The 26,175-nt window shown below is 70.9% G+C and carries 27 protein-coding genes and 1 pseudogene; 9 read left to right on the plus strand and 19 right to left on the minus strand.

Translation table 11 applies throughout. The features are described 5' to 3' along the window. The first annotated feature begins 5 nt into the window (after positions 1 to 5). Positions 6 to 368: a carboxymuconolactone decarboxylase family protein gene (locus AB0H83_RS32590; protein WP_360101734.1), complete on the plus strand. Its 363-nt coding sequence runs from the start codon at positions 6 to 8 to the stop codon at positions 366 to 368. Further along, positions 368 to 1,189 (plus strand): cyclase family protein, encoded by an 822-nt coding sequence (locus AB0H83_RS32595; RefSeq protein ID WP_360101736.1) that lies wholly within the window; start codon positions 368 to 370, stop codon positions 1,187 to 1,189. The genes AB0H83_RS32590 and AB0H83_RS32595 overlap by 1 nt, the downstream gene beginning before the upstream one ends. Positions 1,190 to 1,258: 69 nt before the next feature. On the opposite strand, the gene AB0H83_RS32600 is transcribed toward AB0H83_RS32595, so the two are convergent. The 6 genes from AB0H83_RS32600 to AB0H83_RS32625 all read right to left on the minus strand — a co-directional run bounded on the left by AB0H83_RS32600 (position 1,259) and on the right by AB0H83_RS32625 (position 8,618). Beyond that, entirely contained in the window at positions 1,259 to 2,059 is an 801-nt protein-coding gene (locus tag AB0H83_RS32600; RefSeq protein WP_360101850.1) for an IclR family transcriptional regulator, read from the minus strand. Positions 2,060 to 2,224: 165 nt separating this feature from the next. After that, entirely contained in the window at positions 2,225 to 3,679 is a 1,455-nt protein-coding gene (locus AB0H83_RS32605) for a dihydroorotase family protein (protein ID WP_360101738.1), read from the minus strand. 14 nt (positions 3,680 to 3,693) lie between these two features. Continuing rightward, positions 3,694 to 5,088, minus strand: a complete 1,395-nt coding sequence (locus AB0H83_RS32610) for an MmgE/PrpD family protein (protein WP_360101740.1) — start codon at positions 5,086 to 5,088, stop codon at positions 3,694 to 3,696. Beyond that, the gene (locus AB0H83_RS32615; protein ID WP_360101742.1) at positions 5,085 to 5,939 is read right to left on the minus strand and encodes a CoA ester lyase; all 855 of its coding nucleotides are present in this window, start codon (positions 5,937 to 5,939) and stop codon (positions 5,085 to 5,087) included. Before AB0H83_RS32615 ends, AB0H83_RS32610 begins: the two co-directional genes overlap by 4 nt. Further along, positions 5,936 to 7,276: an FAD-dependent oxidoreductase gene (locus tag AB0H83_RS32620; protein ID WP_360101744.1), complete on the minus strand. Its 1,341-nt coding sequence runs from the start codon at positions 7,274 to 7,276 to the stop codon at positions 5,936 to 5,938. Before AB0H83_RS32620 ends, AB0H83_RS32615 begins: the two co-directional genes overlap by 4 nt. Positions 7,277 to 7,415: 139 nt before the next feature. Continuing rightward, entirely contained in the window at positions 7,416 to 8,618 is a 1,203-nt protein-coding gene (locus AB0H83_RS32625; RefSeq protein WP_360101746.1) for a CoA transferase, read from the minus strand. 610 nt (positions 8,619 to 9,228) lie between these two features. On the opposite strand from AB0H83_RS32625, the gene AB0H83_RS32630 reads away from it, so the two are divergent. Then, entirely contained in the window at positions 9,229 to 9,651 is a 423-nt protein-coding gene (locus AB0H83_RS32630) for a hypothetical protein (protein WP_360101748.1), read from the plus strand. A gap of 127 nt (positions 9,652 to 9,778) precedes the next feature. On the opposite strand, the gene AB0H83_RS32635 is transcribed toward AB0H83_RS32630, so the two are convergent. Both AB0H83_RS32635 and AB0H83_RS32640 read right to left on the minus strand, forming a co-directional pair. Continuing rightward, the gene (locus AB0H83_RS32635) at positions 9,779 to 10,687 is read right to left on the minus strand and encodes a zinc metalloprotease (RefSeq protein WP_360101750.1); all 909 of its coding nucleotides are present in this window, start codon (positions 10,685 to 10,687) and stop codon (positions 9,779 to 9,781) included. Positions 10,688 to 10,838: 151 nt separating this feature from the next. Beyond that, positions 10,839 to 11,171 carry a glycoside hydrolase family 6 protein gene (locus AB0H83_RS32640; protein ID WP_360101752.1) on the minus strand — a complete coding sequence of 111 codons (333 nt, stop codon included), beginning with the start codon at positions 11,169 to 11,171 and terminating at the stop codon, positions 10,839 to 10,841. A 264-nt stretch (positions 11,172 to 11,435) separates the two neighbouring features. Between AB0H83_RS32640 and AB0H83_RS32645 the strand changes: the two genes are divergently transcribed. Next, the gene (locus AB0H83_RS32645) at positions 11,436 to 13,898 is read left to right on the plus strand and encodes a transglycosylase domain-containing protein (RefSeq protein WP_360101754.1); all 2,463 of its coding nucleotides are present in this window, start codon (positions 11,436 to 11,438) and stop codon (positions 13,896 to 13,898) included. Between the two features lie 29 nt (positions 13,899 to 13,927). Here the strand turns inward: AB0H83_RS32645 and AB0H83_RS32650 are convergent, their stop codons facing one another. Further along, positions 13,928 to 14,602 carry a DUF899 family protein gene (locus AB0H83_RS32650; protein ID WP_360101756.1) on the minus strand — a complete coding sequence of 225 codons (675 nt, stop codon included), beginning with the start codon at positions 14,600 to 14,602 and terminating at the stop codon, positions 13,928 to 13,930. A gap of 123 nt (positions 14,603 to 14,725) precedes the next feature. Continuing rightward, the gene (locus AB0H83_RS32655) at positions 14,726 to 15,691 is read right to left on the minus strand and encodes a 2-dehydropantoate 2-reductase N-terminal domain-containing protein (RefSeq protein WP_360101758.1); all 966 of its coding nucleotides are present in this window, start codon (positions 15,689 to 15,691) and stop codon (positions 14,726 to 14,728) included. Between the two features lie 90 nt (positions 15,692 to 15,781). On the opposite strand from AB0H83_RS32655, the gene AB0H83_RS32660 reads away from it, so the two are divergent. Together AB0H83_RS32660 and AB0H83_RS32665 are read left to right on the plus strand one after the other, a co-directional pair. Further along, positions 15,782 to 16,396, plus strand: coding sequence for a TetR/AcrR family transcriptional regulator (locus AB0H83_RS32660; protein ID WP_360101760.1), 615 nt, complete (start codon positions 15,782 to 15,784; stop codon positions 16,394 to 16,396). A 115-nt stretch (positions 16,397 to 16,511) separates the two neighbouring features. Continuing rightward, positions 16,512 to 17,240 carry a hypothetical protein gene (locus tag AB0H83_RS32665; protein ID WP_360101762.1) on the plus strand — a complete coding sequence of 243 codons (729 nt, stop codon included), beginning with the start codon at positions 16,512 to 16,514 and terminating at the stop codon, positions 17,238 to 17,240. Here the strand turns inward: AB0H83_RS32665 and AB0H83_RS32670 are convergent. Further along, positions 17,221 to 17,409: a LuxR C-terminal-related transcriptional regulator gene (locus AB0H83_RS32670; protein ID WP_360101764.1), complete on the minus strand. Its 189-nt coding sequence runs from the start codon at positions 17,407 to 17,409 to the stop codon at positions 17,221 to 17,223. The genes AB0H83_RS32665 and AB0H83_RS32670 overlap by 20 nt on opposite strands. A gap of 255 nt (positions 17,410 to 17,664) precedes the next feature. Next, on the minus strand, positions 17,665 to 17,883 hold the full coding sequence (locus tag AB0H83_RS32675) for a three-helix bundle dimerization domain-containing protein (protein ID WP_360101766.1): 219 nt from the start codon (positions 17,881 to 17,883) through the stop codon (positions 17,665 to 17,667). A gap of 249 nt (positions 17,884 to 18,132) precedes the next feature. Between AB0H83_RS32675 and AB0H83_RS32680 the strand changes: the two genes are divergently transcribed. The 3 genes from AB0H83_RS32680 (at position 18,133) to AB0H83_RS32690 (ending at position 20,097) form a co-directional block, all read left to right on the plus strand. Further along, positions 18,133 to 18,783 (plus strand): hypothetical protein, encoded by a 651-nt coding sequence (locus tag AB0H83_RS32680; RefSeq protein ID WP_360101768.1) that lies wholly within the window; start codon positions 18,133 to 18,135, stop codon positions 18,781 to 18,783. Positions 18,784 to 19,152: 369 nt separating this feature from the next. Continuing rightward, the gene (locus AB0H83_RS32685) at positions 19,153 to 19,521 is read left to right on the plus strand and encodes a hypothetical protein (protein ID WP_360101770.1); all 369 of its coding nucleotides are present in this window, start codon (positions 19,153 to 19,155) and stop codon (positions 19,519 to 19,521) included. A gap of 129 nt (positions 19,522 to 19,650) precedes the next feature. Beyond that, the gene (locus tag AB0H83_RS32690; RefSeq protein WP_360101772.1) at positions 19,651 to 20,097 is read left to right on the plus strand and encodes a spore germination protein GerW family protein; all 447 of its coding nucleotides are present in this window, start codon (positions 19,651 to 19,653) and stop codon (positions 20,095 to 20,097) included. Positions 20,098 to 20,372: 275 nt separating this feature from the next. Here AB0H83_RS32690 and AB0H83_RS32695 read toward each other — a convergent pair whose 3' ends face one another. The 7 genes and pseudogenes from AB0H83_RS32695 to AB0H83_RS32725 all read right to left on the minus strand — a co-directional run bounded on the left by AB0H83_RS32695 (position 20,373) and on the right by AB0H83_RS32725 (position 26,174). Next, positions 20,373 to 21,011 carry a DUF1876 domain-containing protein gene (locus tag AB0H83_RS32695; RefSeq protein WP_360101774.1) on the minus strand — a complete coding sequence of 213 codons (639 nt, stop codon included), beginning with the start codon at positions 21,009 to 21,011 and terminating at the stop codon, positions 20,373 to 20,375. A gap of 29 nt (positions 21,012 to 21,040) precedes the next feature. Continuing rightward, positions 21,041 to 22,570 carry a DUF4389 domain-containing protein gene (locus AB0H83_RS32700; RefSeq protein ID WP_360101776.1) on the minus strand — a complete coding sequence of 510 codons (1,530 nt, stop codon included), beginning with the start codon at positions 22,568 to 22,570 and terminating at the stop codon, positions 21,041 to 21,043. Positions 22,571 to 22,670: 100 nt separating this feature from the next. Next, entirely contained in the window at positions 22,671 to 23,903 is a 1,233-nt protein-coding gene (locus AB0H83_RS32705; protein ID WP_360101778.1) for a wax ester/triacylglycerol synthase domain-containing protein, read from the minus strand. Between the two features lie 139 nt (positions 23,904 to 24,042). Then, on the minus strand, positions 24,043 to 24,501 hold the full coding sequence (locus AB0H83_RS32710) for a universal stress protein (RefSeq protein WP_360101780.1): 459 nt from the start codon (positions 24,499 to 24,501) through the stop codon (positions 24,043 to 24,045). Next, positions 24,485 to 24,895, minus strand: a pseudogene (locus AB0H83_RS32715) (universal stress protein); the annotation flags it as partial. The gene AB0H83_RS32710 and the pseudogene AB0H83_RS32715, both read right to left, overlap by 17 nt. Positions 24,896 to 25,099: 204 nt before the next feature. After that, positions 25,100 to 25,348, minus strand: a complete 249-nt coding sequence (locus tag AB0H83_RS32720) for an NAD(P)(+) transhydrogenase (Re/Si-specific) subunit beta (RefSeq protein WP_360101851.1) — start codon at positions 25,346 to 25,348, stop codon at positions 25,100 to 25,102. Beyond that, positions 25,284 to 26,174 carry a universal stress protein gene (locus AB0H83_RS32725; RefSeq protein ID WP_360101782.1) on the minus strand — a complete coding sequence of 297 codons (891 nt, stop codon included), beginning with the start codon at positions 26,172 to 26,174 and terminating at the stop codon, positions 25,284 to 25,286. Before AB0H83_RS32725 ends, AB0H83_RS32720 begins: the two co-directional genes overlap by 65 nt. Position 26,175 lies beyond the last annotated feature (1 nt).

Below are 26,175 nucleotides of genomic sequence, written 5' to 3' on the forward strand. Positions count from 1 at the left end.
CTGACATGGATCTGGAGCAGGAACGCCAGCAGCGCATCGCCAAGGCCCTGGAGCGCTTCAGCCGCTTCGACGCCTCCTGGGCCGAGATGTTCCGGGTGTATGTGCTCGACGGCATGTACACCCGGAACATCCTCGACCAGCGCACCCGCGAGCTGTGCGCCGTCGCCGCGCTGACCGTGCTGGACCGGCCACCGCAGCTCAAGGACCACATCAAAGGCGCCCTGCGCAACGGTGCGAGCATCCAGGAGGTCATCGAGGCCATCCTGCAGACATCGATCTACGGCGGATTCCCCACGGCCCTCGGTGCGCTCACCCACCTCGAGGCGGTGCTCGAGGAACTCGGCCTGCAACTTCCCGCGGAGGGCTGATGGAGCTTCTCGCCGACCCGCTGCTCGCGGCCGTCCGGCACGGCGTGCAGGTCTACGACCTGGCCGTGCCGATGTTCAACGGCATGCCGCAGTCGCCCAACCACCCCCGCTACTGGCACAGCCTGCCCCGGCGGCACGGCGACATGATGCGTGCCGACGGCGGATCCGCGGCGAACGACATGATCGTGCTGGGCACCCACGTGGGCACCCACATCGACGCGCTCGCCCACGTCAGCCAGGACGGCCGGCTGCACGGCGGCCTCGACGCGGGCACCGCGTCATCCGGCGGCCGCTTCCGGGAGTTGGGCGTCGAGACGATCACCCCCATCGTGCGGCGGGGAGTGCTGCTGGACATCCCCGCCCTGCACGGCATCGTGGCCTGCAAGCCCGGCTACGAGATCACGCCCGACGACCTGACCGGTGCGTGCACCCGCCAGGGGATCAGCGTCGAACCGGGCGATGTCGTGCTGATCCGCAGCGGCTGGGGCCGGCACTTCGCCGACGCGGAGACCTTCCAGGGGAAGCTGTCGGGCGTACCGGGTGTCGGTGAACCCGGCGCGCGCTGGCTCGCAGACCACCGGGTGCACGCGGCCGGTGCAGACTCGATCGCCTTCGAGTGCCTCGCGCCAGGGGCCGGGCACGGGCTGCTTCCCGCGCACCGAGTGCTGTTGGTCGAGCACGGCATCTACATCATCGAGACGCTGGCGCTGGAAGAACTGGCGGCGGCGGGGGTCAGCGAGTTCACGTTCATCCTGACGCCGCTGGCACTGACCGGGGCAACGGGATCGCCGGCCCGGCCGATCGCGGTCGTGCGGGCCTGACGCCCTGGGTGCTGTCGACCGGCCGTCCCCGCACCTGTGCGCAGCACGGTGCGGGGACGGTGCGGTGGGTCAGGGGTGCTGCTGGGCCGTGCGATTGCCCAGCCTCGCCGACACCGCACGTACTTCCGGCAGCAGCAGCTTCGCCAGTTCGTCGATCCGGCCTCGCATCCGCTCCAGCGGGCCGCAGATGCTCAGCACCGCCCGTGGTTGGTCGTCGTGTCCGAGGACCGGGGCGGCGACCGACGCCGCGCCCTGCTGCCGCTCGCCGAACGACACCGCGTAGCCCCGCTCGCGGATGATCTTCAGCTCGCCTCGCAGATAGCCAGGGTCGACGACCGTGTGGTCGGTCAGGGCGGTCAGCGGCACCTCGGCCAGATAAGCGTCGATCTTCGCGTCGCTGAGGAACGCAAGGAACGCCTTCGACGATCCGCCCGCGTGCAGCGGGAACGCCTCGCCGATGCGGACCTCCATCTTCACGTCGCGCGCCGGGGTGACCTGGTCCAGGTACAACCGGGAGTGTTTGACCCGGATCGACAGCGTCGAGGTCTCGCGCGACATCTCGCTCAGGCGGCGCAGCGGCTCGCGGGCCAGGTCGCGCACGTCAACCCGGTCGAGGAACGCCTGACCGAGGCCCAGGGACGCCGGGCCCAATACATAGCGGCGGCTCGACTCGTCAAGCGAGATCAGGTCGCGGCGGCACAGCGTGGTGAGAATCCGGTGCACGACAGCCTTGGACACGCCGAGCTGCCGGGCGATCTCGGACACCCCGAGCGACGGAGAGGCCGACGTGGAGAAAAGCAGCAGCACGTCGAGCGCCCGCTCCAGGCCGTTGGCCGAGCGGCCGTCCTGCTGGTTCTCGTCGGCGATCACTGTCAATGCTTCTCCTGGGCTCACCGGACGGAACGTCGTACCTCAGGACGGTACGACACGCGTGTTGCTCGTTTCAAGACACGTCAACCCGCCTCGGCGAGCCGGGGCGAACCGCCGGCGGCTGCGACGTTGATGTGCGTGCTGCCGCCGGGCGGCTGGGCTGTGTCAAGCGGCGGTGCGGTGAAGGTATCGGCCCTTCGGCTCACCGACCACGGCGCCGGCGGCCAGGATCTGCTCACCGCGCAGGAAGACGTCGGTCACCTTCGCTGTCAGGTCCATACCCTCGAACGGGGTGTAACCCTGGGTCGACGCCGAGTCGCCGGCCCGCACGGTCCAGGAAGCGGCCGGGTCGACCAGGGCGATGTCAGCGTCGAAACCCTCCGCGATCATGCCCTTGCCGGTGAGGCCGTAGCGGGCCGCCGGGTTGGTGGAGACAAGCGCGGCAATGCGGCCCGGGGTCAGCCCGCGACGTAGGCCCTCAGTGACCATGCCGGGCAGCAGATATTCGGCACCGCCGAAGCCGGAGTGGCCGACGAAGATGTCCTCGGCGTCGTTGCCGAACTTCATCTCGGCGCGGCAGCAGGCGTGGTCGGACACGACCCAGTCGACGTTGCCGGCGATGACGTGCGCCCACAGCGCTTCGACGTCATCGCGAGGCCGGATCGGTGGGTTGACCTTGGCGCCCGGCGCGGCAGTGTCGACGTCGGTGAGCAGGTGCCCGACGGTGACCTCGCGGCGGAAGTCCACGTGCGGGAACGTCGCAGCCATGAGCATGGCCGCCTCCAGGGCCTTGGCCGAGGACAGGTGCAGCAGGTTGATCGTGGGCAGGCCCGTCTCATGGGCCAGGTAGGAGGCGATCGTGACGGCCAGGCCCTCGGAGTGCGGCGGCCGGGAGGCGCTGTAGGCGCGCAGGCCGGTCAGGGTGCCGTCGCGCTGGACCCGCTCGGTGTAGGCGCGCATGATCTCGGCCGTCTCGCAGTGCAGCGACAGCGAGATGCGGTCGGCGACGTCGGGGAACTGCCGCCGGGCCGCCTCGACACCGCGCATCACGAACTCGAAGTGGGCCAGGTCGTAGGACTCGCCGGGCGGGGTCATCAGGAACGACGCCTGGTTGTCGGAGCGGCCGTGCAGTCCGTGCCCGCCGTAGAACATGAAGATCTTGAACGAGGTGATGCCGAACTTCTCCACCATGAGCGGGATCTCGTCGATGTGCTCGCGCAGGATCGGCGCCACGTGGAAGGCGTAGTCGACGTAGGAGCGCCCTTCGGAGCTGGCCAGCACGTCGGGGAACACGTCGGCGTAGGGGCCGGAACGGTTCAGGTAGTACTGGCCGGTGCGCACGTAGTTCAGCCCCGTGGTCACACCGCCCTGCGCGCAGGCCCGGCTCTCCGTGGCGGTGTCCTCGGCGAGCGGGTTGTAGATGCCCCAGTGCTGGTGGGCGTCGACCACGCCAGGGAAGGCCAGCCGGCCACCCGCGTCGAACACGGTCGCGCCGTCGGTGGACAGGTCGGGCGCCACCGCGGCCACCTTGCCGCCGGACACGGCGATGCAGGACAGCACCGGTGGCGTGTCGTCCGGGGTGACCACGAGTGCGTTGGTGATGACCAGGTCGTACGGCATCGCGGGAGCCTTTCTCAGGGACGGAGGAGCATACGCACGTCGGTCACCGACTCGATGCCCGACAACTGGTCCCACAGCTGCGCTGCGGCGCCGGGCGAAACCCAACGGGTCGCATTGCCGGTGAACTTCGTGCGCAGCTCGGCGGGGGAGAGCGGCCGCTGGTCGCCGCCCTTGTTGGTGAGCACCGACGCGGTGCGGGTGGTGCCGTCGGTCAGCCCGACGGTGAGGACCGCCGGGAACTGGTACGGGTAGACGGCCTCGCAAGCCGGGGCGCTGGTGACGGTGACCTTCGCCATCAGGGCCCGCCGGTCGGGGTCGCGGGCCAGTTCGTCGGTGTAGTCCTCGTGCGAGGCACCAAGCCCGGACCCGCCGAACAGCCCCACGGCCACCGCGTAGGGTCCGCTGAACTGTGCCTGGTAGCCGGTCTCCGGGGCACGCTTCACCTCCGGCGGCTCACCGATGGTGCGCACCGTGGCGTCGGCGACTGCCAGCCGCGCCCACACGACGTCAGACGGTCGTACCCCTTCGGCACGCAGCACCGCCGCGGCGTCGACGGCGGTGTGCGTGAAATGGTTGGCCGGGTACGGTTTGAAGAAGATACCCGGGATGGCCCACTGTGTCCCCAGACCGTCGACGACGGCACCGGCGTCGAACTGTCCACTGAGGAACGCCTGGTAGAAGCCGAACCGTCCCTCCAGGACCGTCGGCGGCCCGGTGATGCCGCGCTGCACCAGCTCGGCCGCGCTGACCCCCGCCTGGGCCGCCCAGCCGCAGTGCATGCGCTTGACCGTGCCACCGGACCGGTTGGCCTCGATGACCCCGGCGCCCATCGACGCGGCCAGGCCGATCGCGTCGCACACGCCCTGCTCGCCGAGCCCGAGCAGCCGGGCCGCGGCGACCGCCGCGCCGATCGTGCCGCAGATCGACGTGGCATGCTGCCCGCGGTCGAAGAACACCGAGTTGTTGGTGGCCCGGTCGTAGCCGGCCATCCCGACCCGCACGGTCACCTCCAGACCGGCGGCGACGGCGGCGACGACCTGCGCGCCCGACGCCCCGACGGCCTCCCCGGCGGCCAGGGCGGCCGGCACGACGCACGCGCTGGGATGCAGGATCGAGGGCAGGTGTGTGTCGTCGAAGTCGAGGGAGTGCGCGAGCACCCCGTTGGCGAAGGCCGCGCCGGTCGCCGGGACCGCGCTCGCCTCGCCGAACACGTGGGCCTGCGGGGCGCCGCCCTTGTCCAGCACCCACGACACGGCGGCAGCGCTGGTCGGCAGCGGCCGGGCGCCCAGGCAGAGGCCCGCCACGTCGATGATCCGGTCGACGACGCTGTCCCTGACGTCCCTGGGCAGTGCCGCATGGTTGCTACCGGCGACGAAGCGCGCCAGCTGCTGGGCGAGGGTCTGTGTCATCTCGGCTGCCCCTGTTCGGCGGTCTCCAGTACCCGGCGGGCGGCGCGCACGACCGCGGCGTCGACCATCCGCCCGTGCTCGTCGGCGAAGGCGCCCGACCCCGCTGCCGTGAACCCGGCCAGCGTCCTGCGGGCCCGGTCGACCTGCTCGGCCGACGGCGTGAACACCTCGTTGACGACCGTGACCTGTCTTGGATGCACGCAGGTGCGCCCGGCGAACCCGAACCGGCGCAGCCGCAGGGTCGTGGCCCGCAGCCGGTCGAGGTCGGTGAAGTCGGTGGAGGCCGGCCCGACCGGCGGGCCGATCCCCGCCTGAGCACTGGCCAGGACGACCGCGCCGCGCAGGTGCGCGAGTTCCACCTCGTCGGCGGACGCCTCGATGCCCAACTCAGCGCTGAGGTCAGCCTCACCGAGCTGGAGTCTGGTGACCCGCGGTGCCCGGGCCAGGCTCACCGCGGCGGCCAGACCGGCGGCACTCTCCACGATCGGGGCGAGCGCGACCGGTGGCCCGGGGTGCTCGCGTTCCAGGCCGTCGAGCCAGCCGGCGATGCGGTGCAGGTCTGCAGGGTCCTCAGCCTTGGGCAGGCAGATGCCCTCCAGGCAGCCGCGGTGCACGCCGTCGGCCAGCACGTCGAGGTCGGCCTCGAGCGCGGCGCCGGAGTTCACCCGGACCCACACCGGGGTCGTCAGCTGGGAGAGCCACTGCCGCAGGGAGCGCCGAGCGCCTTCCTTACGGTCCGGCGCGACGGCATCCTCGAGGTCGGCGATGACGCTGTCGGCACCGCGGGTGAGGGCCTTGGTGAGCTTGTCGGGCGCATCGGCTGGGACGTAGAGGTGGCTGCGGGCGCTCATCGCTCTGCCTCGTCCGTGCCTGCGGCGTGTCGCCGCGGGCCTGCGGCGTGGGTGCCTGCCAGATAGCCCAGGCCCAGTGCGGCGAGCAGGCCGTTGCCCGCGAGGTAGCCGCCAGCGCCGGTGCCGCTGATCCCGGCGGCGGCGCCTCCGGCGGCATAGAGGCCCGGCACCGGCTCACCGCGGCGCAGCACTCGCGCATGCCGGTCGACGAGCAGCCCGCCCTGCGTGTGGAACAGCGCCCCGGTGACCTTGACCGCGGCATAGGGCGCCACCCAGGTGTCTCGCCTGCTCAGCAGCGCCTCGCCGAGCGGCCCGGCCGGGCAGCCGATGACCGCGGCCAGCTCGTCCACTGTGGACGCCCAGCGGACCGCGCCGGCGCCGGTGAGGTCTCGATAGTCCTGGAACGCCTGGCAGGCCGCGTCGATCGGCGTGTCGAGCACCACCCACGCGACGCCACCGGGCTGGTCGAGCACCGTCTTGGCGTATTCGGAGTAGCCGACGGTCTCGTCGCCGAAGCGGTGTCCGGCGATGTTGACGAGCACCGCACCGTGCATCACGGACGCCCAGGTCATGAGCGTCGCGTGCGGCACCGCCCACGACCCGTGCCCCTGGTAGGCGTCGAGGTAGCCGGTGTCGAGTTCCAGCGGTGCGGCCAGGCGCAGTGCGTCGCCGCGGCAGCCCTCGCCGCCGGCGTACACGCCGCCGGCGATCTCCGGCAGGTGTGCGCCGACGAGGTCGCGGTCGGCGCCGAACCCGCCGGTCGCCAGGACCACCGACCTGGTCGTGAGGGTCTCCGAGCTGCCGTCAGGCCGGGTGGAGGTGAGCCGCCAGCCACCGCCCACCTCGTCGAGCGCGGTCAGCCTGGCTGGCACGATCAGGTCGAGACCCGGCTCGTCGCGGGCGGCGCGCAGCAGCCCGGCGAGCAGGTCACGGCCGGCCCGGTTGGCCACGGTGTGGCAGCGGGGCCGGGTGTGCCCGGGATAGAGGAAGTCGGTGACCAGCTCCAGGGTGATGCCGCAGTCACGGTCGAGCCAGCCGACCAGTCGTGGTCCGACCTCGACGAGGGCCTTGGCGATCGTCGGGTCGGCGCGGTCCTTGGTCTTGGCGGCGATGTCGGCGAGGAACACCGCCGCGCTGTCGTCGACCCCCTCGGAGCGCTGCCAGTGGGTGCCGGCGGCGGGGATCATCGAGGTGCTCATCGCGGTGTTGTTGCCCTGCGCGAAGTGCTCGAAGGCCTCGAGGACGACAACCGAGGCGCCTGCCTTGGCCGCAGCCAGCGCAGCGGCCATCCCAGCGCCGCCGGCGCCAGCCACGGCCACGTCGACATCGGTGCTCATCGGTCCACCATGGTTTCGCTCGATCCGATCAGGGTGCGGGCGCACCGGTGGCCGTCAGGCACTGCGAACCCGATCGACACCGAGCCCTCCAGCAACTTCTCAACCAAGACCGGCCAGCCGGACGTTGACACAGCGCTCCTCATGCCACGACCCCGCGCCCGATCAGGTTGGCCAGGGTCGTGTCGTCGACGCCGGCCTCCTTGCGCAGGATCTCCTCGGTGTCGGCGTAGGGAGCCCGGCCGGTGAACCGAATCGAGCCGGGCGTCTCCGACAGCCGGGTGACGACGTCCTGCATTCGCACCGGCCCCAGGTCAGGGTCCTCGACGGTGGTGATCATTCCGGTCGCCACCACGTGCGGGTCGGCCATCAGGTCGGCCACGTCATAGATCGGCGCGACGGCCACGTCGGCCCGCTCGCATGCGTCCAGCACCTCGGCACGGGTGCGCGCAGCCACCCACTCGCCGACGTGCCCGTCGAGCAGGTCGACCCGCAAAGCGCGTTCGGCGCCGGAGGAGAACCACGGCTCGTCGATCACCTCGGGGTGCCCGACCAGGCGCATCAGCCGCTCCGCGACGGAGTTGGCCGAGGTGGAAATCGCCACCCAGTTGTCGTCGCTGGTGCGGTAGGTGTTGCGCGGGGCGTTGTTGACCGACCGGTTGCCGGTGCGCTGCGGCACGATGCCGAGCTGGTCATAGCCGATCGGCTGGGGCCCGAGCACGCTCACCAGCGGGCTGAGGATGTCCAGGTCGACGACCTGGCCGCGGCCGCCGCGGGCGTCGCGGTGGTAGAGCGCGGCGAGCACCACTCCGAAGCCGGTGGTGCCGGCGACCGCGTCGGCCAGACCGAAGGGCGGCAGTGTGGGCGGTCCTTCGGGCTCGCCGGTCATCGCCGCGAACCCGCTCATCGCCTCGGCGAGCGTGCCGAAGCCGGGCCGCGCCGAGTAGGGCCCACGCTGCCCGAAGCCGGTCACCCGCACCAGTACCAGGCCGGGGTTGACGGCGCTGAGCCTGTCCCAGCCGAGTCCCCAGCGTTCGAGGGTGCCCGGCCGGAAGTTTTCGACCAGCACATCGGCACTGGCCACGAGCCGAAGGAAGATGTCCTGGACCTCGGGGTCGCCCAGGTAGAGCCCGACGCAGCGCTTGTTGCGGCCGACCATCTTCCACCAGAGCCCGTGGCCGTCCCGCTGGTGGCCGTGCGTGCGCAAGCTGTCCGGCTTGGCAGGGTGCTCCACCTTGATCACGTCAGCGCCGTAGTCGCCGAGCAGCTGCGCGAGGAGCGGGCCGGCGAGCACGGTCGACGCGTCGATCACCCGCAGCCCGGTGAGCGGTCCTGCTGGTGCCATTCGCTGCCTCCATATGCACCGTTCCTCGTTGGGGAACGACGTTCCGATAACCTTATGGGCCTGCGCAGCTCATGGTCAAGGCGACTAACAAGGCATTTACTGCACCCGGGTGGATCTTCCCCTGGCGTCGGGTGTGTGGCCCGTACCGCTCGTCGGAACGGTGTGTACCGCAGCAGCCTGGTTGGCCGCGACGGGCGGCACCGGTCCGCGCCCGCGCCGCTGGCGCTGCTCGCCGGGCAGGAGTTCGGGGCGGCCGCCGGGTTGGAGGCGCGGCCTCGGTGCCGGACGTGCAGTTGACAGCGCCACCTGGCCCGGGCGCACCGCCGACCGCCAGGCCGCCACCGCAACGCTCAGTGCCGTCAACGGCGGCGAGTTCCGTGGGATCGGGATCCAGTGCCGTGAACAGGTCCGGGGCCAGCTGGGCGGCGATCTGCACGCCCCGCAGCCGCAGCCAGTCCAGATGTTGCCGGCTGCGAGCGGCGCACGGCGCCCGATCTGCCCGCCGGGGTCAATGCCGCTGACACCGCCGCCGACGGGCGGCGGTCGAGCTGTTGACACCGAGTGTGCAGCCGCCGGAGCAGGATCTTTCGTGTGCGTGCAGTCACTGCGGGTGCACCTGGAGCGGGAGGCCGACGACTACACCCGCGACAAGACCGACCACAAGGATGCCGTGCTCATCGGCCGGCTCGTCGTGCGCCTGGAGTGCTACCTGCCCGAGCGCGTGCCCGACGCGATGAGCCTGACCGGCCTGGTCACCTCGATGCCCGGCGTGTCCGCGGTCGGTGCAGCGGCAATCCTGGCCGAGACCGGCGACCCGTCCCGTTCTCCTGCGCCCGCAGCGTCGTCAAGCCCGCCGGGCTCAATCCGGTCGAGAACACGTCCGCCGCCTTCTGCGGCACCATCCGGGACAGCCACCAGGTACGCCGGTCGCACCGGCATGAAGCGGCAGCATCGCGTAGTCGCCAGCGACGATGAGTTGGGGATACGGGAGGAGCCGACCAGGAACCACTCCGAAGATCGAGCTGCCTGCTGACCAGCACGGACGATTTTCTCGGCAGGACCAGCGTCTGACGTCGGCGGCAGTCCGCCGCCTTGCGGACATGACGCGGCCCGCAGCGCACCGGGTCGTGCGCTGCGGGCCGTCGGCTTCAAATCCCTGGCTACTTCCCGCCACCGGCGCGGAATGCCACCCAGGCGTCACTCATCCGCTCCGCCTGCCCGGCGGTGAACATGTTCATGCACGAGTCCTGCGAGTAGTCCATGAAGTTGTGGATCGGGTCCAGCCCGGGAGCGCTGCACGTGTCCGCGCCAACCGGGCAGTCGAACTGAGGGATTGCCTCGCGCGGGGTGTCGGCCACGTAGTCGCCGGACGCGGCGCACCCGTGCGCGAAGGTGTGCTCCAGCATCAGCCAGTGCCCGACCTCGTGCGTCAGGGTGTCGCCCTCGGCGTACTTGCCAGCCGTGCCGCCGGGCATCGACTCGTCGAGCATGACCACGCCGTCGATGTAGTCACGGCCGTTGTTGTAGCCCTTCGGGAAGTACGCCCAGCCGAGCAGCCCGCCGCCGATGTTGCCCGCATACACGTTGAGGGTGCGGGCGTCGCCGGTGTACAGCGCCCGCTTCATGTCCCGCTCGTTCTTGCCCGGCACGACGGTGTACCAGTCACTGTTCACCGTCCAGGTCGTGCTGGTGAGCGAGAACCGGAACGGCGTGTCGGACGCGTCGGCAGCGGTGCGACCCGCGTACGAGTCGTTGAGCACCGCCATCTGCGCCGCGATCAGCGTGTTCCACCGGTCCTTCTCGGCCGCGCTGAACGGGTGGTCGGAGATCATGTGAAATACCGTGGGCACGGTGACGCTGCCGTTGGCCAGACGCGGCGAATCCTTGATCACTCCGTAGGCATTCGCTTCGTTCTTCGGGTACAGCTCCGGCTCCTGAGCGGTGGCGCCCGCGCTCACCCGTGCCCCGCTGGCACCCGGGTTGCACGCCGCGGCGCCCGCGGAGGCATGCACGGCACCGGCCGTGCCGGCCACGCTGGAGCCGCCACCCGCCGCCACGAAAGTCGCCACGGCAGCGGTCGTGACCGCCAGCCGTAGCGTTGATCTTCTGCGCATCGTTCACCTTCCACAGACCGATGTAAGCAGGCGGGATCGCCGCCTCCCGGCATGAGAACACGCCGCGGTGGTGACGAGAAGACTTGAGTGCGTCAACCAGGGGTCGTTATAGGGTCGACGGCCGACTACGGCTCAGAGCTCGGCGGCGGCCCGTTGCCGTTCCGGCTCCGGCAGGTGGGTGGCGGCGGACAGCCGCTCGACGGCCCCGGCGCAGGTGCGCCGCCCGCGCGTCGTCGAAGCAGTCCGCCGCGATGGCGTCGGGCTCCATGATGATGGCCGCCCGCTCGTCGCCGAGCGCCAGCACGAGCTGGTCGATCCGCTGCTCATACGCCTCGCCGGTCGGTGCGCCCTGCTCGAAGTCGGTGCAACCGCGGTCGGGGATGTTGTACGCGACGAGGACGGGCAGCGCCCAGGAGCGTTGTAACGCAGCCGTTGACATGGACGCTTCTTTGATATCGGATCATGTCCGAACAAGGTGGGAGTCTGTGGTAGCCCGTGGCGGTCGGCCAGGCGGTGATGGATCCGAATGCGAGTGGTGGGTTGGATACGCACTGTGCTGACCGGACCGCACGTGTGATACGTCCCGGCGGGCCGTTGGCACGTCGTACCCGCGAGCGGAGCAATCCACAGCTCCCCTTTGCCCTGGTTGGCCGTTGTCGTGGTCCGCAGGACCACAACAGGCCTACCTGACGAGGTGAGGCGAATGAACTACGGTGACCCGACCGACCCGCTGGGCAGCGATGCGCAGGTTGCGGGGGAGTCCGACGGGAGAGGTGACGGCAGCCTCGGTCACGGCGGTCGCGACAACCCACCAGGGCGGCACAGGCGCTCCGCCGGGAAGCTCGGCGGCGGAATGAGCGACATGATCGGCCGCTTGACCGGCCGCGGTGATGCTGGCGCCGGTCCCAGCGTCGGCGACGCAGCGATTGTCGCAGCCGATGGTCAGCCGGCGACCGGGGCGCAGGCGGGCGGGCGACCGAAGCGGTGGCGCCGACGCAACGTCATCATCGCTTTCACCGCCACCGTACTGATGCTGATGGGCATCGGGTTGGTGGCCAGCACCTACTACTTCGACTCGGTCGATCTGCCGCCGGACCTCCAGATGTACGAGTCGACGACGATCTTCTATGCCGACCGCCAGACCCCCATGGCGAGGATCGGCGAAGAGAACCGGACCGTGGTCACTCTCGACAAGGTTCCGAAACACGTACAGCAAGCGGTCGTGGCCACAGAGGACATGACCTTCTACAGCAATGACGGCGTCGACTACAGCAGTATTGTCCGTGCCGCGTGGAACAACGTCACCGGCGGTGAGCGGCAGGGCGCCTCGACGATCAGTCAGCAGTACGCCCGCAAACTCGCCGACCTCAAGGGCATCTCGTATGCGCGAAAGGTGCGCGAGGCGGTGATCGCGACCAAGCTCAACGAGAAATACGACAAGGACAAGATCCTTGAGCTGTACCTGAACGCGGTCTATTTCGGCCGGCATGCGTACGGGATCGAGGCGGCCGCGCAGGCGTACTTCGGCAAGTCGGTCAACAACCTGACGGTCGCGGAGGGAATGGTGCTCGCCGGCCTGATCAAGGATCCGGAAGGCTCCGACCCGAAGAAGGGCAGCCCGTATGACCCGACCCGGAACCCCGACACGGCCAAGGAGCGGTTCCACAGCTACATCAAGCCCAACATGGTTCAACTCGGCTACCTGACCCAGCAGGCGGCCGACGAACTCAAGTACCCGGACAACGTGATCAAGGTCGACCCCGCTGTGGACTCCCGGCTGCGTGCTCAGTGGGGCCTGGACAAGCCCGCGGGGCTGATCGTCCATCACGTGATGGACGAGCTTTCCAAGATCAACGGGCCTGACGGGCGGCCCAAGTTTTCGTCCGACGAGATCCGCAACGGTGGCCTGCAGATCTACACCACGGTAGCCAAGCCGATGCAGGACGCCGCACTGAAATACGCCAGCGGTGCCACGGCTGACTCACCGCTGTTCGGCCAGCCGCCGAATCTTCAGGGCGCGTTGGTGGCCGTCGAGCCAGGCACCGGCCGGGTCCGTGCCTACTACGGCGGATCACAGGGCGATGGGAGCGACTACGCCGCCTGGTACGCCGACCCGGTGCTGTCGGACGGCAAGCCGGTCGAGTTCGGCGCGCACCCACCCGCCTCCTCGTTCAAGGTCTACACGCTCGCCGCGGGCCTCATCCACGGATACTCCATCGACTCCCACTGGGACAGCACGAGCCCGAAGGACTTCCCGCGCAGCCACCGGATCGCCGGCCAGCAGCCGGGCCCGGTGAAGAACAACGACGGCGGCTCGGCCGACTGCCAGACGTGGTGCACGTTGCTGGAGGCGACCGAGAAGTCGCTCAACACGCCGTACTTCGCGTTGGCGGAGGAGGTGGGCTGGGCCAAGGTGCTCGAAGTGGCCCGCGCGGCGGGGATTCGCTCCATGTGGCACCCGGAAAAGGGCCGGCTGGACCTGACCACCAAGAACCCGTCAGAGTTCGGGTTCAGCACAGAACTCGGCATCGGGCAGTTCCCGGTGACCGTCCTCGACCATGCCAACGGCATGGCGACGTTCGCCGCTCGGGGCAAGGCGGCATCGGTCCACTTCGTGCAGGAGGTGCACAAGAAGGGCCAGCGTGTCTACGGGGAGACCATCAACCCCAAGCAGATCCCGGGGTTCACCGACGCGATGGCTGCCAACGTCACGTACGCATTGAGCAAGGTCGCCGCGGCGACCGCCTCCGACATGAACGGCCGGCCGGCGGCCGGCAAGACCGGCACCTGGCAGTTGCGTGACACGTCCGACAATGCGCACACCTGGATGGTCGGCTTCACACCACCCGGCCGGGACAAGACCAAGACACCCGGACTGGCCGCTGCCGTATGGATCGGCAACAAGAATGACGAACAGAAGCTGGTCAACAAAGCCGGCCAACGCCTCTTCGGCGCGACCATGGCGGCGCCGGTCTGGCGCAAGTTCATGAACGCGGCCCTGAACAAGACAGAAAAGGTCCAGCTGCCATCCCAGCCGAGACCGGGCGGGAGTCTCGCCGAGGGCAACGGCATCCCGCCGGCAAAGGACCACGGCAAGGACGGCGACCGGGGAAACAGGCCGTGCAGGCGGCCCGGACCCCGCTGCCAGTCACCAGGCACCCGGTAACCAGGACAGCCACGAAAGCCGCGCCCGCTTCAATAGCGGAGCTTGGGGTACCACTCGCCCCGCCCCGCCGGCGTCAGGTCGAGCAGGTGCCACACCGGGCTGTGCAGGTCCACGCCGCGCTCGCGGATGTCGGCCGACATCCACGGATGGCCCGTGTAGAAGTGTCTGACCGTCCCGTCGGGATCCCGCGTGAAGACCGAGATAGTCGAGTCCTGGGCTCCCGCTTCGTCCTCACTGGCCAGGTCGTACTTGAACGTGCCGGCGGCCGCACTGAGCAGCCGGAGCCGATCCCACCCTCGGGCCCGGGCGTGGAATCGCAACGCCGGTACGTCGGCCGCGGCCACGACTGCGAAGTCGGCGTTCTGGGACACATGGTCGACCACGGGGTTGAACCCGTCGATCCACATCGTGCACATCGGGCACGGCGAGTGCTGGGCCTTGCCGTACATGAAGTGGTAGACGATCAAGGGTCGATCGGGCCCGCTGAACAGCTCGCTCAGCCTGACCTGACGGACCGGCTCGTCCCCCGCTGCCAGATCGGCCGGGCCTTCCACGAAGACGTAGTCTTCGACGTCCGCTCCCGTCGGCAGTCCGCGGCGCAACTCGGCCACCCGCTCGCGCTGGCGCATCAGGTCGATCTCGGCCAGCCGCAGCTCCTCGCGAGCGGCGCGGTACTCCGTCGACTCGTTCGCCAACCGGGTCATCCCCACAGTCACACTCCACCTCCACGGTGTCAGGACGGCCGGACTCAAGTACCACAGCCGCACCGTGCCAAACTCGTTGTAAGGAACCGTGATGGACCACCGGGACCGACGGCATCGGTGGGTTCAGACCCGATCCGTCTTCTCACGGGCGAAGTGCGGTTCCGCCGCTTCCAGTCGCGGCACCGCGACGCCCAGCCGTCGTGCTTCCGCCAGGGTGTCGCGGCAGATCTCCCGCGGCTCCTGAGCCTCGGGATCGGAGTGCGCCTCGAAATTCACGCGTATGGGCGCGACATGAGCGGTCAGCCAGGCGAGCGCAGGGGCCGTCAGCCAGGTGGGCGTACGGAGCAGCAGCCCGCCGCCCCGGTGCCGTCGCAGGTCAAGGCCGCGCGCTTCAAGGAGCGGCAGCAGTTCGCGGCCGGCCAGCAGCGCCTCGCGGAACGCGCCCGTCGACCCAGCCAGCTTGGCCAACGACCCCAGCCGCAGGCCCTGCGAGTGCAGGCCCGCGTTCGACACGAAATGGATCCACAGCCAGCCGCGGAAGTCGGGTTGCTCCCGCAGCCGGAACCCGGCGTCGCGAAACACCCTGCGCACGGCCCGCTCACGGTCGGTCGGGGGCTGGCCGAGGGTACCGAAGATGACTGCCGGCAGCAGCGTCCCGCGGAGCACGCCGTCCTCGCCGAAGCCGCCACCGGCCTGGGGAAAGCCCCACGCGACCTGGTCGACGGGCAGGGCATCGACAGCGGCCTGCGGCTCGGTCCAGATGTTGCCGAAGACCAGCACCGTGGCTTGACCGACGCGCGGCGCCAGGAAGGCCGTCGCCTCCGCGAGGCGGTGATGCGGCACGCTGAGCACGATCAGGTCGAAGTCGTGGTCTGAGTGCAGCTCCTCCCGGTAGCGCACCGGCCACTTCTGCACGACACGCTGCCCCCACACCCGGCGCCGTGTATCGAGCAGGTCGAGATCTGTCGTGTCCCCGTACGTCGCCGCGCGGCCCGGGCGGACGTAGAACTCGACGTCATGTCCGGCCCGCTCCAAGGCCCAGCCGTACACGGTGGCGATCACGCCCCGGCCGAACATCAGGATCTTCACGCCGCACCTCGTGGGGTAGGATCGATTTGGAGGTCATCTCCATTTTCCAAAATATGGAGGTCATCTCCATTTGTCAACGCGAGGTAGCGCATGACCGCCGACAAGCCGCTGCGGGCCGACGCCCAACGCAAGCGCGAGGCCCTGCTCGCCAAGGCCCGGGAGATCTTCGACGCCGGCGACTTCTTCGACCTGCGCTTCGACGACTTCGCCCGGCTGGCCGGGGTGGGCACCGGCACGCTGTACCGCCACTTCCCCACCCGGGAGGCACTGGCCGAGGCGGTCTACCACGGGGAAGTCGCCGCGCTGTGCGACCGCGCCCGCCAGCTACAAGCCACGCTGCCCGCGGCGGAGGCTTTGGCGACCTTCCTACGCGGCATGGTCGACCACATGGATGCTCACGAGGGCCTGGCCCGGACGCTGGCCACGCTCATGGCCGATCGCTCGGGTGCCCTCGCCGAGGGCAGCCGGGCGCTGGAGCAGGCTGTCACCGACCTGGTGGCCGCCGCCGTGCGGGACGGCACCGTCCGCGACGACGTGGGTGCCGGTGCCGTGATGATGGCGCTGCACGGCATCGGTGCGGCCCATGACCGCCCCGGTTGGCGGGCCGAGGCCGACGGTGTCATCACCCTCGTGCTGGACGGGCTGCGCCGCCCGCACGCAGCCCAGGCGGCCATCCGTACGCCTTCCAGAAGGAAAGGCGCATGAGGTGCAAACAGCGGCACCGCATCGGCGTGATCGCTTCCGGATCTGGTGACCGGGCGCCGATTCTGGCCGTTTTCCCGAGGGTTCTGCGGATTGGTGCCATGGTCCACTGTTGCCCGTGATCGAACCCGAGGTGCCGGCAAACCCGGAGCCGCTGGCAACGGCCGGCGACCCGGACAACGATCCTGCCGGTGGCCTGGACGGTGACGTGAGCACCGGCGCTGGGCGACCGCCGTCCCGTCAGGTGTTGTTCGTCGTCGGTGGTGGGATGGTCCTTGTGCTGGTCGCCGCGCTGGGTGTGGCAGCCCTGCTCTCGACCGGTGACACGGCGCGGCCGCACGCGAAGTCGGCAGCGGCCGATCCGATCGTGCTGAGCCCGTCGGTGGACCCGAGCAGCGAACCGGCGAGCGGGCCGGCCAGCGAACCTGCCGGCGGGCCGCCGGTCGGATCGGCGTCCCCGCAGCCTGGTCCGACCCCCACCAAGGCCGGCCCCACCCGCGCGCCGACCGTGCAGAAGACGACGGCCGCGCCGCCACCCGTCGGATCGCAGGTCACGTCGGCGCGGATCACGGTGAGCCCGGACAGCAAGCAGGGCTTCTGCGACCCGGGCACCGACCTCGTCTACGTACACGTCACGATCACCGTGTCGCAGCCTGGGGTGCGGTTGCGGTTCAGCGTCAACGGCGGCGCGGAGCACGGCGGCATCGCGCAATCGAAGACCTACACCGACAGTTGGCCGATCACTGTCCCGCACACTGCCGGCGATCACCGCATCGGGCTCAAGGTGACCGCCCCCAGCAGCGCCACCAGCACCGCGATCTACACGTTCACCTGCATCGGTCACTAGCGCCAGCCCGTCGTGCGCTGTGCGCCGGCCGTCGGGTGCTACACGGGTCTGGGCAGGCTGCGGACCAGTTGGGTGCGGAGGTGACGCTGAGTTTGGCGTACACGTGGGGCAGGTGGGCCTCCACGGCGCTGATGCTGATGAAGAGGCGCTCGGCGATCTCGATGAGCATGGCGTCGCCGGCCTGGTGGCCGAGCGGTCGTTGACGGCTTGAAGCCGTCGAGGTCCACGAGGACGACAGCTCAGGGCTGCCCGGGTAGACGCTTCTGGACCGCCGCTGCCTGGGCCACCCAGCAGGCCCGCAATCTGGTCATGGACCTCGGCGATCGGACCACCGAGTTTCGGTTCCTGTGCCGTGACCACGATGCCAAGTTCGCAGGAACTTCCGACGCGGTGTTCGCCGCCGAGGACTTCCTGGGCGAACTGTTTAGTCGGCCGGCTCGTCGAGGATACGGCGGGCGTCGCGCTCGATGAGGACCGGGACGAACGCATGGATCTCCGCGGTCGCGTACAGGTCGGTCACCTGGTTGACGGTCTGCCGGACCGTCTCCGGATCGTGGTGCCCGGCGTATCGCCGGATCAGCCGCTGCGTGGCGTTTTCGATGGCGTGCAACTCGACCCTGGTTTGGGCCTCGGCGGCGAGCATGGTCCTGACCCCTTCCGCGCTGTTGTCTGTCCGCTGCAGACACTCGCGGACCGGGCGCCGGCGGAACAGAGACCTCGTGCCCGCGACTGCGGGACGGCAGCCCCGGATCCGCGGTGCCGCCAGAGGTCCCGCGGTACCCAGGGCCGTTGGTCTCTTCGAAGCGGGTGGTTGTGCTCTGTGGCCGGTTGGCGCCGCGTTCGAAGCTGTTGCCATCACATCGACGCACAATGCAGCCCCGGAGGGCACGCCATGAAGCGCAAGACGCTCGACATCCTCGTCGGCCTCGGCCTCGTCGTCCTGGCCGGGCTGCTCCTGGTCGCCGGCCTCGTGCTGACCAGCAACGCGAACTTCGCCAACGACTACGTCAAGGACCAGCTCGGCCAGCAACAGATCTCGTTCAAGCCGGCCGCCGCGCTGACGGCGGAGGAGAAGGAGTCCGCCTGCCTGGTCAAGTACGCCGGCCAGCAGCTGACCACCGGCAAACAGGCAGAGTGCTACGCCAACGAGTTCATCGGCCTGCACCTCAAGTCGATCGCGGGTGGCAAGACCTACTCGCAGCTCGGCGACGTCCAGACGGAACTGAAGGCGCAGATCGCCGCACTGCCGAAGGACGACCCGGCCGCCGTGGGCCTGCAGAAGCAGCTGACCGACACCAACGCGGCCCGTGAGACGGTGTTCAAGGGCGAGTCGCTGCGCGGGCTGCTGCTGACCTCGTACGGCTTCAGCGAGTTCGGCGTCAAGGCGGGCCAGGCCGCGCTGGTGGCGTACTTCGCCGCCGGGCTGATGCTCCTGCTCGGTGCCGCCGGTCTCATCCACGCCGCCGCCACCCCCGCGACCAAGGGTTTCGCCGTCCCCGAGCCGGCCGTGAAGACCAGCTCCGAAGACCTTCTCAACGCCTGACGCAAGTCCACCCAAACTCCCGGCCCGGGCCTCCCAGAGAGTGCCCGGGCCGGAGGCTGGGCCGAACGACCCGCCCGCCGAGGGCGGGTCGTCACTGGGCGTGGTTGCGGCAACGGTGTGCCATGGAAGCGCAATCAGCGTCGTGGATGGGAGGACATCATGCGTACGCTGCGTCTCACCACAGCCGTCGCGGCACTTGCCGCAGTGCTGATCACAACCTCCGGATGCGGGAAGCGACAACCGGCTGACGAGCCGACCCCGGCGCCGACCACGCAGGCGACGACGGCCGCACCGACGGAGCCGCCGCCGTCATCGACACAACCAGGTGGGCAACCCACCGCAACCGGCGCCGCGGCGCAGGACTCGACCGTGATCTCGTCGCGGGTGACCTACCAGTGGAACTGGCCCAACGGCACGCCTGCGTCCGTGCGTCACACCTACACCATCCCACCGGTTCCCGCGTTGATCCGCATCGGCGCCGGCAACCAACCAGGTGACGGGGGCGAGCGCCCGTTCAACCGGATGTCGTTCACGTTCACCACCGCGATGCCCGGCTACGACGTGGTCTTCGTCGACCGGCTCGTCGGTGACGCCAACGATCAGCCGATCCCGCTGCTCGGCCGTGGCGTGCTGAGGGTGACGTTCCGCCAGGCGCAGGCCCACGTTGCCGACGGCACCCAGCCGGGCACCCGGACGATCATCACCACCAGCGGGGTGACCTCGACGCCGGTCGGCTGAGGTCGCGACCGGGTAGGGCCGACCGGCACTGGTCGCGCGGTCGGCCGCCGAAGCAGGCTGGAAGTGCCCGAAGTGCCCGCCGCGCGGCGCTTGTGCTGCCCGGCGGGTAGGCAGAAGGAGGGGTGAGCAATGAACCAGGCGCTACTGGACGAGGTCGCAACGCTGCAGACCATCCGCGACGCCGTGGAGCAGGTGAGCGTCGGCCGGGTCTTCGGCGCGCCGATTCACCAGGACGGGCTCACCGTGGTGCCGGTCGCGAAGATCGGCGGTGGCGGTGGAGCGGGCGGCGGCGTCGAGTCCGTCCAGGACCACGACGACGCCAGCGGAACCGGGGGAGGCTTCGGTCTGGCCGCGAAGCCGCTGGGCGTGTTCGTCGTCGGCAACGGCAAGGTCCGCTGGCGGCCCGCCGTGGACGTCAACAAGATCATCCTTGGTGGGCAGGTCGTGGCGGTGACCGCACTGCTGGTGGTCCGTGCCATCGTCAAGGCGCGGGCGGGATGCGGCGGCGACCTCCGCGCGGCCGGCCACCGTCCTGCCATGCGCTCGATGGCCAGATTCCTGGCCAGGACGCGCTGAACCGGACCCGCGCGGCCTGAGCGCAGCGCACAGCCGGCCGGACGGGCCACAACAGCCGTCCGGCCGGCCTTCCCGCCGGTTCCGCCATCATGGCGGTCGGTGTCCACCCCGAGGCGCCGATGACGCCCGCCACGAACTGGGGGAGTGGCTGGCCATGCGCGGCTTCCGGCCGCACGGAGCGGGATGGCAGTGCGTGCGGGAAGACCCGCACTACGCGGCCCGCCCGCTCCTGGACATCGTGCAGCCCTACCGATGGCGCTGAACGCCGCCACCGGTCAGCTCAGCAACCCCACGCGCTCGTCCGTGACGGCCAGGATGTCGGCGGCCGCCGCAACCAGCAACCGGTGCCCGAGGTCGTTGAGGGCACGGGCGGCGGCAAGCTCGTCACCGATCTCCGGCACGTCGTCGTCCGCGGGGTGCAGCCGGGCCCGGCCGACGCCGAGCAGATTGGTGTTGTCGCTGGTGTGCAGCCGGGCCTCGGCGTAGGTGCGTCCTTCGGTCTCGCCGATGAACAGCTCCACCGTCCAGCGTTTGGTCGTAGCCATGATGGCCTCCAGTACGCTCGTCGCATCACGGCGTGACGCGTCCCCTCTGACGTTCCGCGGCCGGGGCCGTGAGCGGCAGGGCCGATGGTCCCGCCGAGCGGTCGAGGAGCGCCGCCCGGCGGGGCCCTTCAGGTGCTGGTCCGGATCACCACGCCGGCAGTGTTGTTGAACGGGTTGGACTCGCTCAGCCCCGGTGCCGCCACCGTTCAGAGCAACGGCGTCGATCTCGAACGAGTCGGGCACCGAGGCGGTGGCGGACCTGAACGCGAAGGTGCAGGTCGCCGTGCCGCCGAGCGCAGGCACCGGAATCTCGACGACCCAGGCATCAGGATTGCCGACCCGGACCGGCAGGGAGGTGGCGGACGGCATCGCCGCCCGCCACCTGCAACCCGCGCCGGTCACGTACCCGGCGTGGCCGCAGCGGCCCCCCTGACCGGCGGGCCCGAGGTGGCCGTACCGGTGGGCCCAGCGGGCGGTACCGGGCCGACGGTGGGCGACGGTGGCCCGCCGTGGTGCCGGCCCAGGCCGGAGGCCCCGCCGTAGACGAGGACGAACCCGACGAGGACGAACAGCCCGGCGGTGACCAGCAGGCTGGTGCCCAGCGGCACCAGGGCGGGAACGTTGACACCGAGCCGGGTGCGGGCCGCGACGGAGGAGCTGCCGTCGGCGTTGGCCAGCACGAAGACATAGTCGCCGTTCGCGGCGAGCGCGTCCCATTCCAGCTGGATCGTTCCTGTACCGCTGACCTGCGTCACCCAGAACGTCTGGTCGGTTGGCGCGCTCACCGGGCGCAGGTCGCCGGCGGTGCGGTGGTATGCCGGGGGGTTGCCACGGTCCCAGCCCCGGGTGAGCTCGTCGCGGGCGGTGCCGGACAGCCACCGGTCCACGTCCGAGGCCCGCGCCACGCCGAGGAAGAGCGCGGTCTCGCCCGGCGCGGTCGCGGTGACCCGCACCTTGCCGAAGTCGCCCCAGCGCAGCCGCCACGTGTCGGTACCCGCGACGGTCACGTCCTGGCTGGTCACCGCCGCGGTCGGGGTGGCCAGCACGAGGGGGCGGCTGGTGGCGTAGCCGTCGGCGTCCCGGACGGCCTCGACGGCAAGCAGCACGCCGCCGCCGAGGCCGGCGAAGAGGCCGGTCAGCATGACCAGCACACCCGCGACCAGCGCCGCCACCCGAATGGCCGTGCCCCCGGGCCCCGGCGGTGACACCGGCTTCGACAGTGGCGCGGACGGTGCGATCCACGGCGCCACAGTGCCCGTCCCGGCCGGCGGCGGCGCGTCCGGGTCGACCGGCTCATCGCCCTGGTCCAGCCGGAACGGCGGGTACCGCCGGGTCAGCAGCGCCACGTAGGCGACCACCCGCAGTCCCCACCGGGCCACGCCGGTGAGCAGGTCGTGCAGGCCGCGCGGGTAGCGGCCCGTGGCCGCCAGAGCGATGCCGGCGATCAGCACGGCGATCCCGACCAGGCCGATTTGTGTCTGGCCGATCCAGCCGTCCGCGTCGGACGCCTGCCAGCCGGCGCCCGCGATCGCGCCCAGCAGCAGCGCGTGGGGCAGGGCGAGCAGCCACGCGACCAGCGGCTGGTACCGCGGGATGCGGCCGGGGTGTTCGATGTACAGGTCGGCTGGGTAGTCCGGGTCCTGGGCAAGGGTGAACGGCGGGTACCGGTCGGTGCCGAGCACCTGGTACCCGTAGTAGCCCACCCGCCAGCTCCACCGCAGCACGCCGACGTTGAAGTCGAAGATGCCACGCGGGTAGCGGCCGGTGAACAGCACGGCGACGTAGCCGGCGACCGTCATCGCGACGAAGGCCACCCACAGCACGGCCAGCACGAGATAGTGCGGTACGAGCAGCAGCCACTTGACGAGCCACAGCCAGCGGCCGGGCGCGTCCGGGCGGGCCCGGACGTGAACGGGGTAGGTGTTCACGACGTCTCCTTTCCTTTACCGTCCATCGCACGGCGATCACCGAGGCTCCGGCAGGGTCGGAGCACCCATCTCAGCCGGGCCGATCGTCACTGGCCGCCGCTCAGCGCAGCATGGTGTCGAGCGTCGCGCGGTCGCGTTCCATCGCGGCGATCAGCACATCGAGGTCCGGGTACTGGTCGGCGTCGGCCTGCACCGCGATCGTCAGCCGACCCGCGTAGGACAGTGCGAGGAAACCGAGGGAGAGGTTCCCGACGAGGGTGCCGATCGGCACGACGGCCCGCACCGGCGCACCGAGGAGGCTGATCGGTGCCCGCGGACCGGCGACGTTGCTCTCTACGAGGTTGACGGTGCGCTGGTGCCGGCTGAAGGACCGCAGCAGCCCGAGCCGGGCCAGCCACACCAGCAGGGTGTTGCCGGCGGTGGGCAGCTGGACGGCCTTCGCCTCGGCGCTCTGCAGGGCGATGGCCCGCAGGCGCTCGCGGGGATCGGCGTCGAGCGGCACCCGCACGACGATGCCGCCGGTGTGGTTGCCGCTCACGGAGCCGCTGCCTGGCGGGCGCAGCGACACCGCAACGCTGACGTGCACGCGTACCCCGTCGACGGGCTCCGCCCGGCTGTGCAGCAGAGCCCGGACGCCGCCCGCGGCGATCGCCAGCACCACGTCGTTGACCTTCGCCTGATGGGCACGGGCGATGGCTCTGGCCGCGTCGAGCTCCATGGTGACTGCGGTCAGCCGCCGGTGGGCGCCGACCGGACGGTTCAGCGATGTGCGCGGTGCCCGGCGCATGCGCCGGGGGAGGCGGGCGCGAGGCGGGCGCGCTGTTGCACGGTCATCGACCGGTGGCGCGGCGTCCATGAGGGAGCCGAGCATGTGCACGGTGGCGACACCGTCCGCCACCACGTGGTGCATGCCGAACACCAGCGCGACGCCGCCGTCCGGCAGGCCGGTGACGAACCACATCCGCCACAGCGGATGCGCCCGGTCGAGCGGGCCGTTCACCAGGCGCAGGGCGAGATCGGTGGGCTCCTCGCCCGGGCTCAGCGCGACCTGCCGGACGTGCCGGTCGAGGCGGAACGCCGGATCGTCGACCCACACCGGACATCCGCCGAACGGGCCGGCCCGGCGGATCACCTGCCGCAGCCGTGGGACGCTGCCGAGCCGGTCGCCGATCGCCGTACGGACGGCGGCAAGCCGCAGCCGGCCGTCAGCATCGGCCAGGCCCCGCCCGTCCAGGAGGGCCAAGGCGCCGACCCGGGCCGGTGCCTCGGGGGTGTCGACATAGAGGTTGATCAGGTCGACGTCCGTCAGGCGCCGGCCGGACAGGTCCTTCATACCCACCTCCGCAGCGCAGGTCCGCATGAGCAGCTCCAGCGGCTTTCGGGGAATCGCGCGCCGCGGGCGGCGTGTCCGCCCGGCCGGTCCCGATGCTGGTCATGTGCGCTCCGTTCCGCGCCGGTCGGCGCTGCCCGGGTCAGGCGCCGCCCGGCGTGTGGACGATCTGCACCGGGCACGCGGCGTGATGCATCAGCTGCTGACCCACGGAGCCCAGGAGCAGACCGGCGAACCCGCCGTGCCCGCGGCTGCCGACCACGATCAGCTGGGCGGAGCCCGAGGCTTCCAGCAGTGCCTGGGCGGTCCGGCCGTTGACGAGCCGGGTCTGCAGCGCGACCGTGGGGTACTTCTCCGTCCACCCTGCCACCGACGCCTCCAGCAGCTGCCGCTCCGTCGTCTCGAGCAGGGCGTAGGGCAACGCGGTGACCGCGGGGGGGCACGTAGGCGCGGACGGCGAGCACGCCGGTACCGCGCAGCCGGGCTGCCTCGAACGCGACGCCGAGCGCAGCACCGGCGCTGGGCGAGCCGTCCACACCGACGACGACCGGGCCGGTGGCCGCGATGTTGCCGCGCACGACAACGACCGGCGTCCGAGCATGCGTGGCGACCTGCTGACTGACCGATCCGAGCAGCAGGTGGGCGAGCCCGCCGCCGCCCCGGTTCCCGACGACGATGAGCCGGGCGCCGTCACCGACCTCGATGAGCGTCGGTGCGGGCGCGGCCTGGACCGCCGTGCCGACGACCTTGCTGCCGGTGCCGCGCCGGCGGACGTGCTCGACGATCTCCGCGACGAGCGCGTCACCGCGCTGCTGCCCCTCGGCGACCATCGATTCGACCGGACTGTCGAGGTCCACGCCGGGCCAGGCCAGCAGGTAGGCGTAGACGATGTGCAGCCGGGAACCGGTCCGCTCGGCCTCCGCCGCGGCCCAGTCGACGGCGTCACGAGCCTCGACCGACCCGTCGTATCCGACTACGATCCGCTGCGCGTCCATCGCAATCCTCCTTCGGCGACGCTTCGCACCCAGCGTCCGCCGGCCCCGCCCAGCCCGGCAGGGCCGGGCGCTCCTTTGCGGGCGGGACTTCCGGCCCGCCGGGTGCAGCGGGCCGCGGCGAGAATCCGCTCGGCTGCGAGGCCCGCCCAACGCCGCCGGTTGTGCGCAGGGTCGGACGTCCCGCCCGCCCGGGACGTCCGGCGGTCAGGCGACCAGGGTGCGGACCGCGGCGATGATGTCGGTAAGTCCCTGCTTCGCGTCGGCGAACAGCATGCCGGTCCGCGGGTCGATGTAAAGGGGGTTGTCGATGCCGGCGTAGCCGTGGCCCATGGACCGCTTGATGACGAGCACCCGCGCTGAACCGGCCCGGCGGCGTACCGGGCCGGCGTCAGCGGCCGGCCCGGTACGCCGGCGGCTCGGGAACGATCTGCACGACGCAGTCGGCGTGCTCAGCGAACGCCCTGCTCACCGAGCCCAGCCGGAGCACCGCCGGCCTCGGTCGGCCGTGCCGGCCGAGCACCAGCAGCGCGGCGCCCGTGGCGGCCCGGCGCAGCCCGTGCACCGGACCCCCGCCGTACACTGCGCGCTTCACCGCAACCGACGGGTACTGCTTCATGAGCGGCTCCACCTGGTCGGCGAAGATCTCCAGCGGTGCCGGCTCGGCAACGAAGCGTGTCTCGAGGAACCGGTCGTCGAACCAGCGGTCGTCGCCCGTGTGGGTGTCGTCGACCTCGACCACGGCCAGCGGCAGGTGGTGCAGATCGGCGTGGGCGAACCCGGCCCGCAGCGCAGCCGCGGCCACGGCCGAGCCGTCCGCGCCGACGACGACGTGACCGGCGAACGGGCCGCCGTGATGGCCGTACACCGGCCGGACGACGACCACCGGGCAGGACGCCCGCGCGGCGACCCTGGTCGGCACCGAGTGGTGCAACGGGTCGCCGCCGGCATGGCCTCCGACGACGAGCAGGTCCAGCTCGTGCGACAGGTCGATCAGCGCGCCTGCCGGATCGCCGGACGGCAGGGTCAGGGTGGTGGGGCGGTCGAGGCGTTGCCGCGCGTCCCTGATGTGCCGTGCCAGCGCCGGATCGGCCAGCTCCAGGCCGGACAGGCCGGGTGCGGCGCGCGGGCCGCCGTCGTGCCGCACGTGGCACACGGTCAGCGTCGCGCCGCGGGCCGCGGTCTCCTCCAACGCCCACGACAGCGCGCCGAGGCCGGTGGGCGTCTCCACGACCCCGACACCGATCCGAACGTCGGGCGCGGAGCGCTGTGCGGTGTCCATG

Origin of the sequence: Dactylosporangium sp. NPDC050688 (assembly GCF_040654515.1) — a bacterium.
Classification (GTDB): Bacteria; Actinomycetota; Actinomycetes; order Mycobacteriales; family Micromonosporaceae; genus Dactylosporangium.

Coding starts and splice junctions, on each gene's coding strand:
- AB0H83_RS32590 (WP_360101734.1), top strand. CDS start 6: ATGGATCTGGAGCAGGAACGCCAGCAGCGCATCGCCAAGGCCCTGGAG.
- AB0H83_RS32595 (WP_360101736.1), top strand. CDS start 368: ATGGAGCTTCTCGCCGACCCGCTGCTCGCGGCCGTCCGGCACGGCGTG.
- AB0H83_RS32605 (WP_360101738.1), bottom strand. CDS start 3,679: ATGCCGTACGACCTGGTCATCACCAACGCACTCGTGGTCACCCCGGAC.
- AB0H83_RS32610 (WP_360101740.1), bottom strand. CDS start 5,088: ATGACACAGACCCTCGCCCAGCAGCTGGCGCGCTTCGTCGCCGGTAGC.
- AB0H83_RS32615 (WP_360101742.1), bottom strand. CDS start 5,939: ATGAGCGCCCGCAGCCACCTCTACGTCCCAGCCGATGCGCCCGACAAG.
- AB0H83_RS32620 (WP_360101744.1), bottom strand. CDS start 7,276: ATGAGCACCGATGTCGACGTGGCCGTGGCTGGCGCCGGCGGCGCTGGG.
- AB0H83_RS32625 (WP_360101746.1), bottom strand. CDS start 8,618: ATGGCACCAGCAGGACCGCTCACCGGGCTGCGGGTGATCGACGCGTCG.
- AB0H83_RS32640 (WP_360101752.1), bottom strand. CDS start 11,171: ATGTCAACGGCTGCGTTACAACGCTCCTGGGCGCTGCCCGTCCTCGTC.
- AB0H83_RS32645 (WP_360101754.1), top strand. CDS start 11,436: ATGAACTACGGTGACCCGACCGACCCGCTGGGCAGCGATGCGCAGGTT.
- AB0H83_RS32650 (WP_360101756.1), bottom strand. CDS start 14,602: ATGACCCGGTTGGCGAACGAGTCGACGGAGTACCGCGCCGCTCGCGAG.
- AB0H83_RS32660 (WP_360101760.1), top strand. CDS start 15,782: ATGACCGCCGACAAGCCGCTGCGGGCCGACGCCCAACGCAAGCGCGAG.
- AB0H83_RS32670 (WP_360101764.1), bottom strand. CDS start 17,409: ATGCTCATCGAGATCGCCGAGCGCCTCTTCATCAGCATCAGCGCCGTG.
- AB0H83_RS32675 (WP_360101766.1), bottom strand. CDS start 17,883: ATGCTCGCCGCCGAGGCCCAAACCAGGGTCGAGTTGCACGCCATCGAA.
- AB0H83_RS32680 (WP_360101768.1), top strand. CDS start 18,133: ATGAAGCGCAAGACGCTCGACATCCTCGTCGGCCTCGGCCTCGTCGTC.
- AB0H83_RS32690 (WP_360101772.1), top strand. CDS start 19,651: ATGAACCAGGCGCTACTGGACGAGGTCGCAACGCTGCAGACCATCCGC.
- AB0H83_RS32695 (WP_360101774.1), bottom strand. CDS start 21,011: ATGCCGTCCGCCACCTCCCTGCCGGTCCGGGTCGGCAATCCTGATGCC.
- AB0H83_RS32705 (WP_360101778.1), bottom strand. CDS start 23,903: ATGAAGGACCTGTCCGGCCGGCGCCTGACGGACGTCGACCTGATCAAC.
- AB0H83_RS32710 (WP_360101780.1), bottom strand. CDS start 24,501: ATGCTCGGACGCCGGTCGTTGTCGTGCGCGGCAACATCGCGGCCACCG.
- AB0H83_RS32725 (WP_360101782.1), bottom strand. CDS start 26,174: ATGGACACCGCACAGCGCTCCGCGCCCGACGTTCGGATCGGTGTCGGG.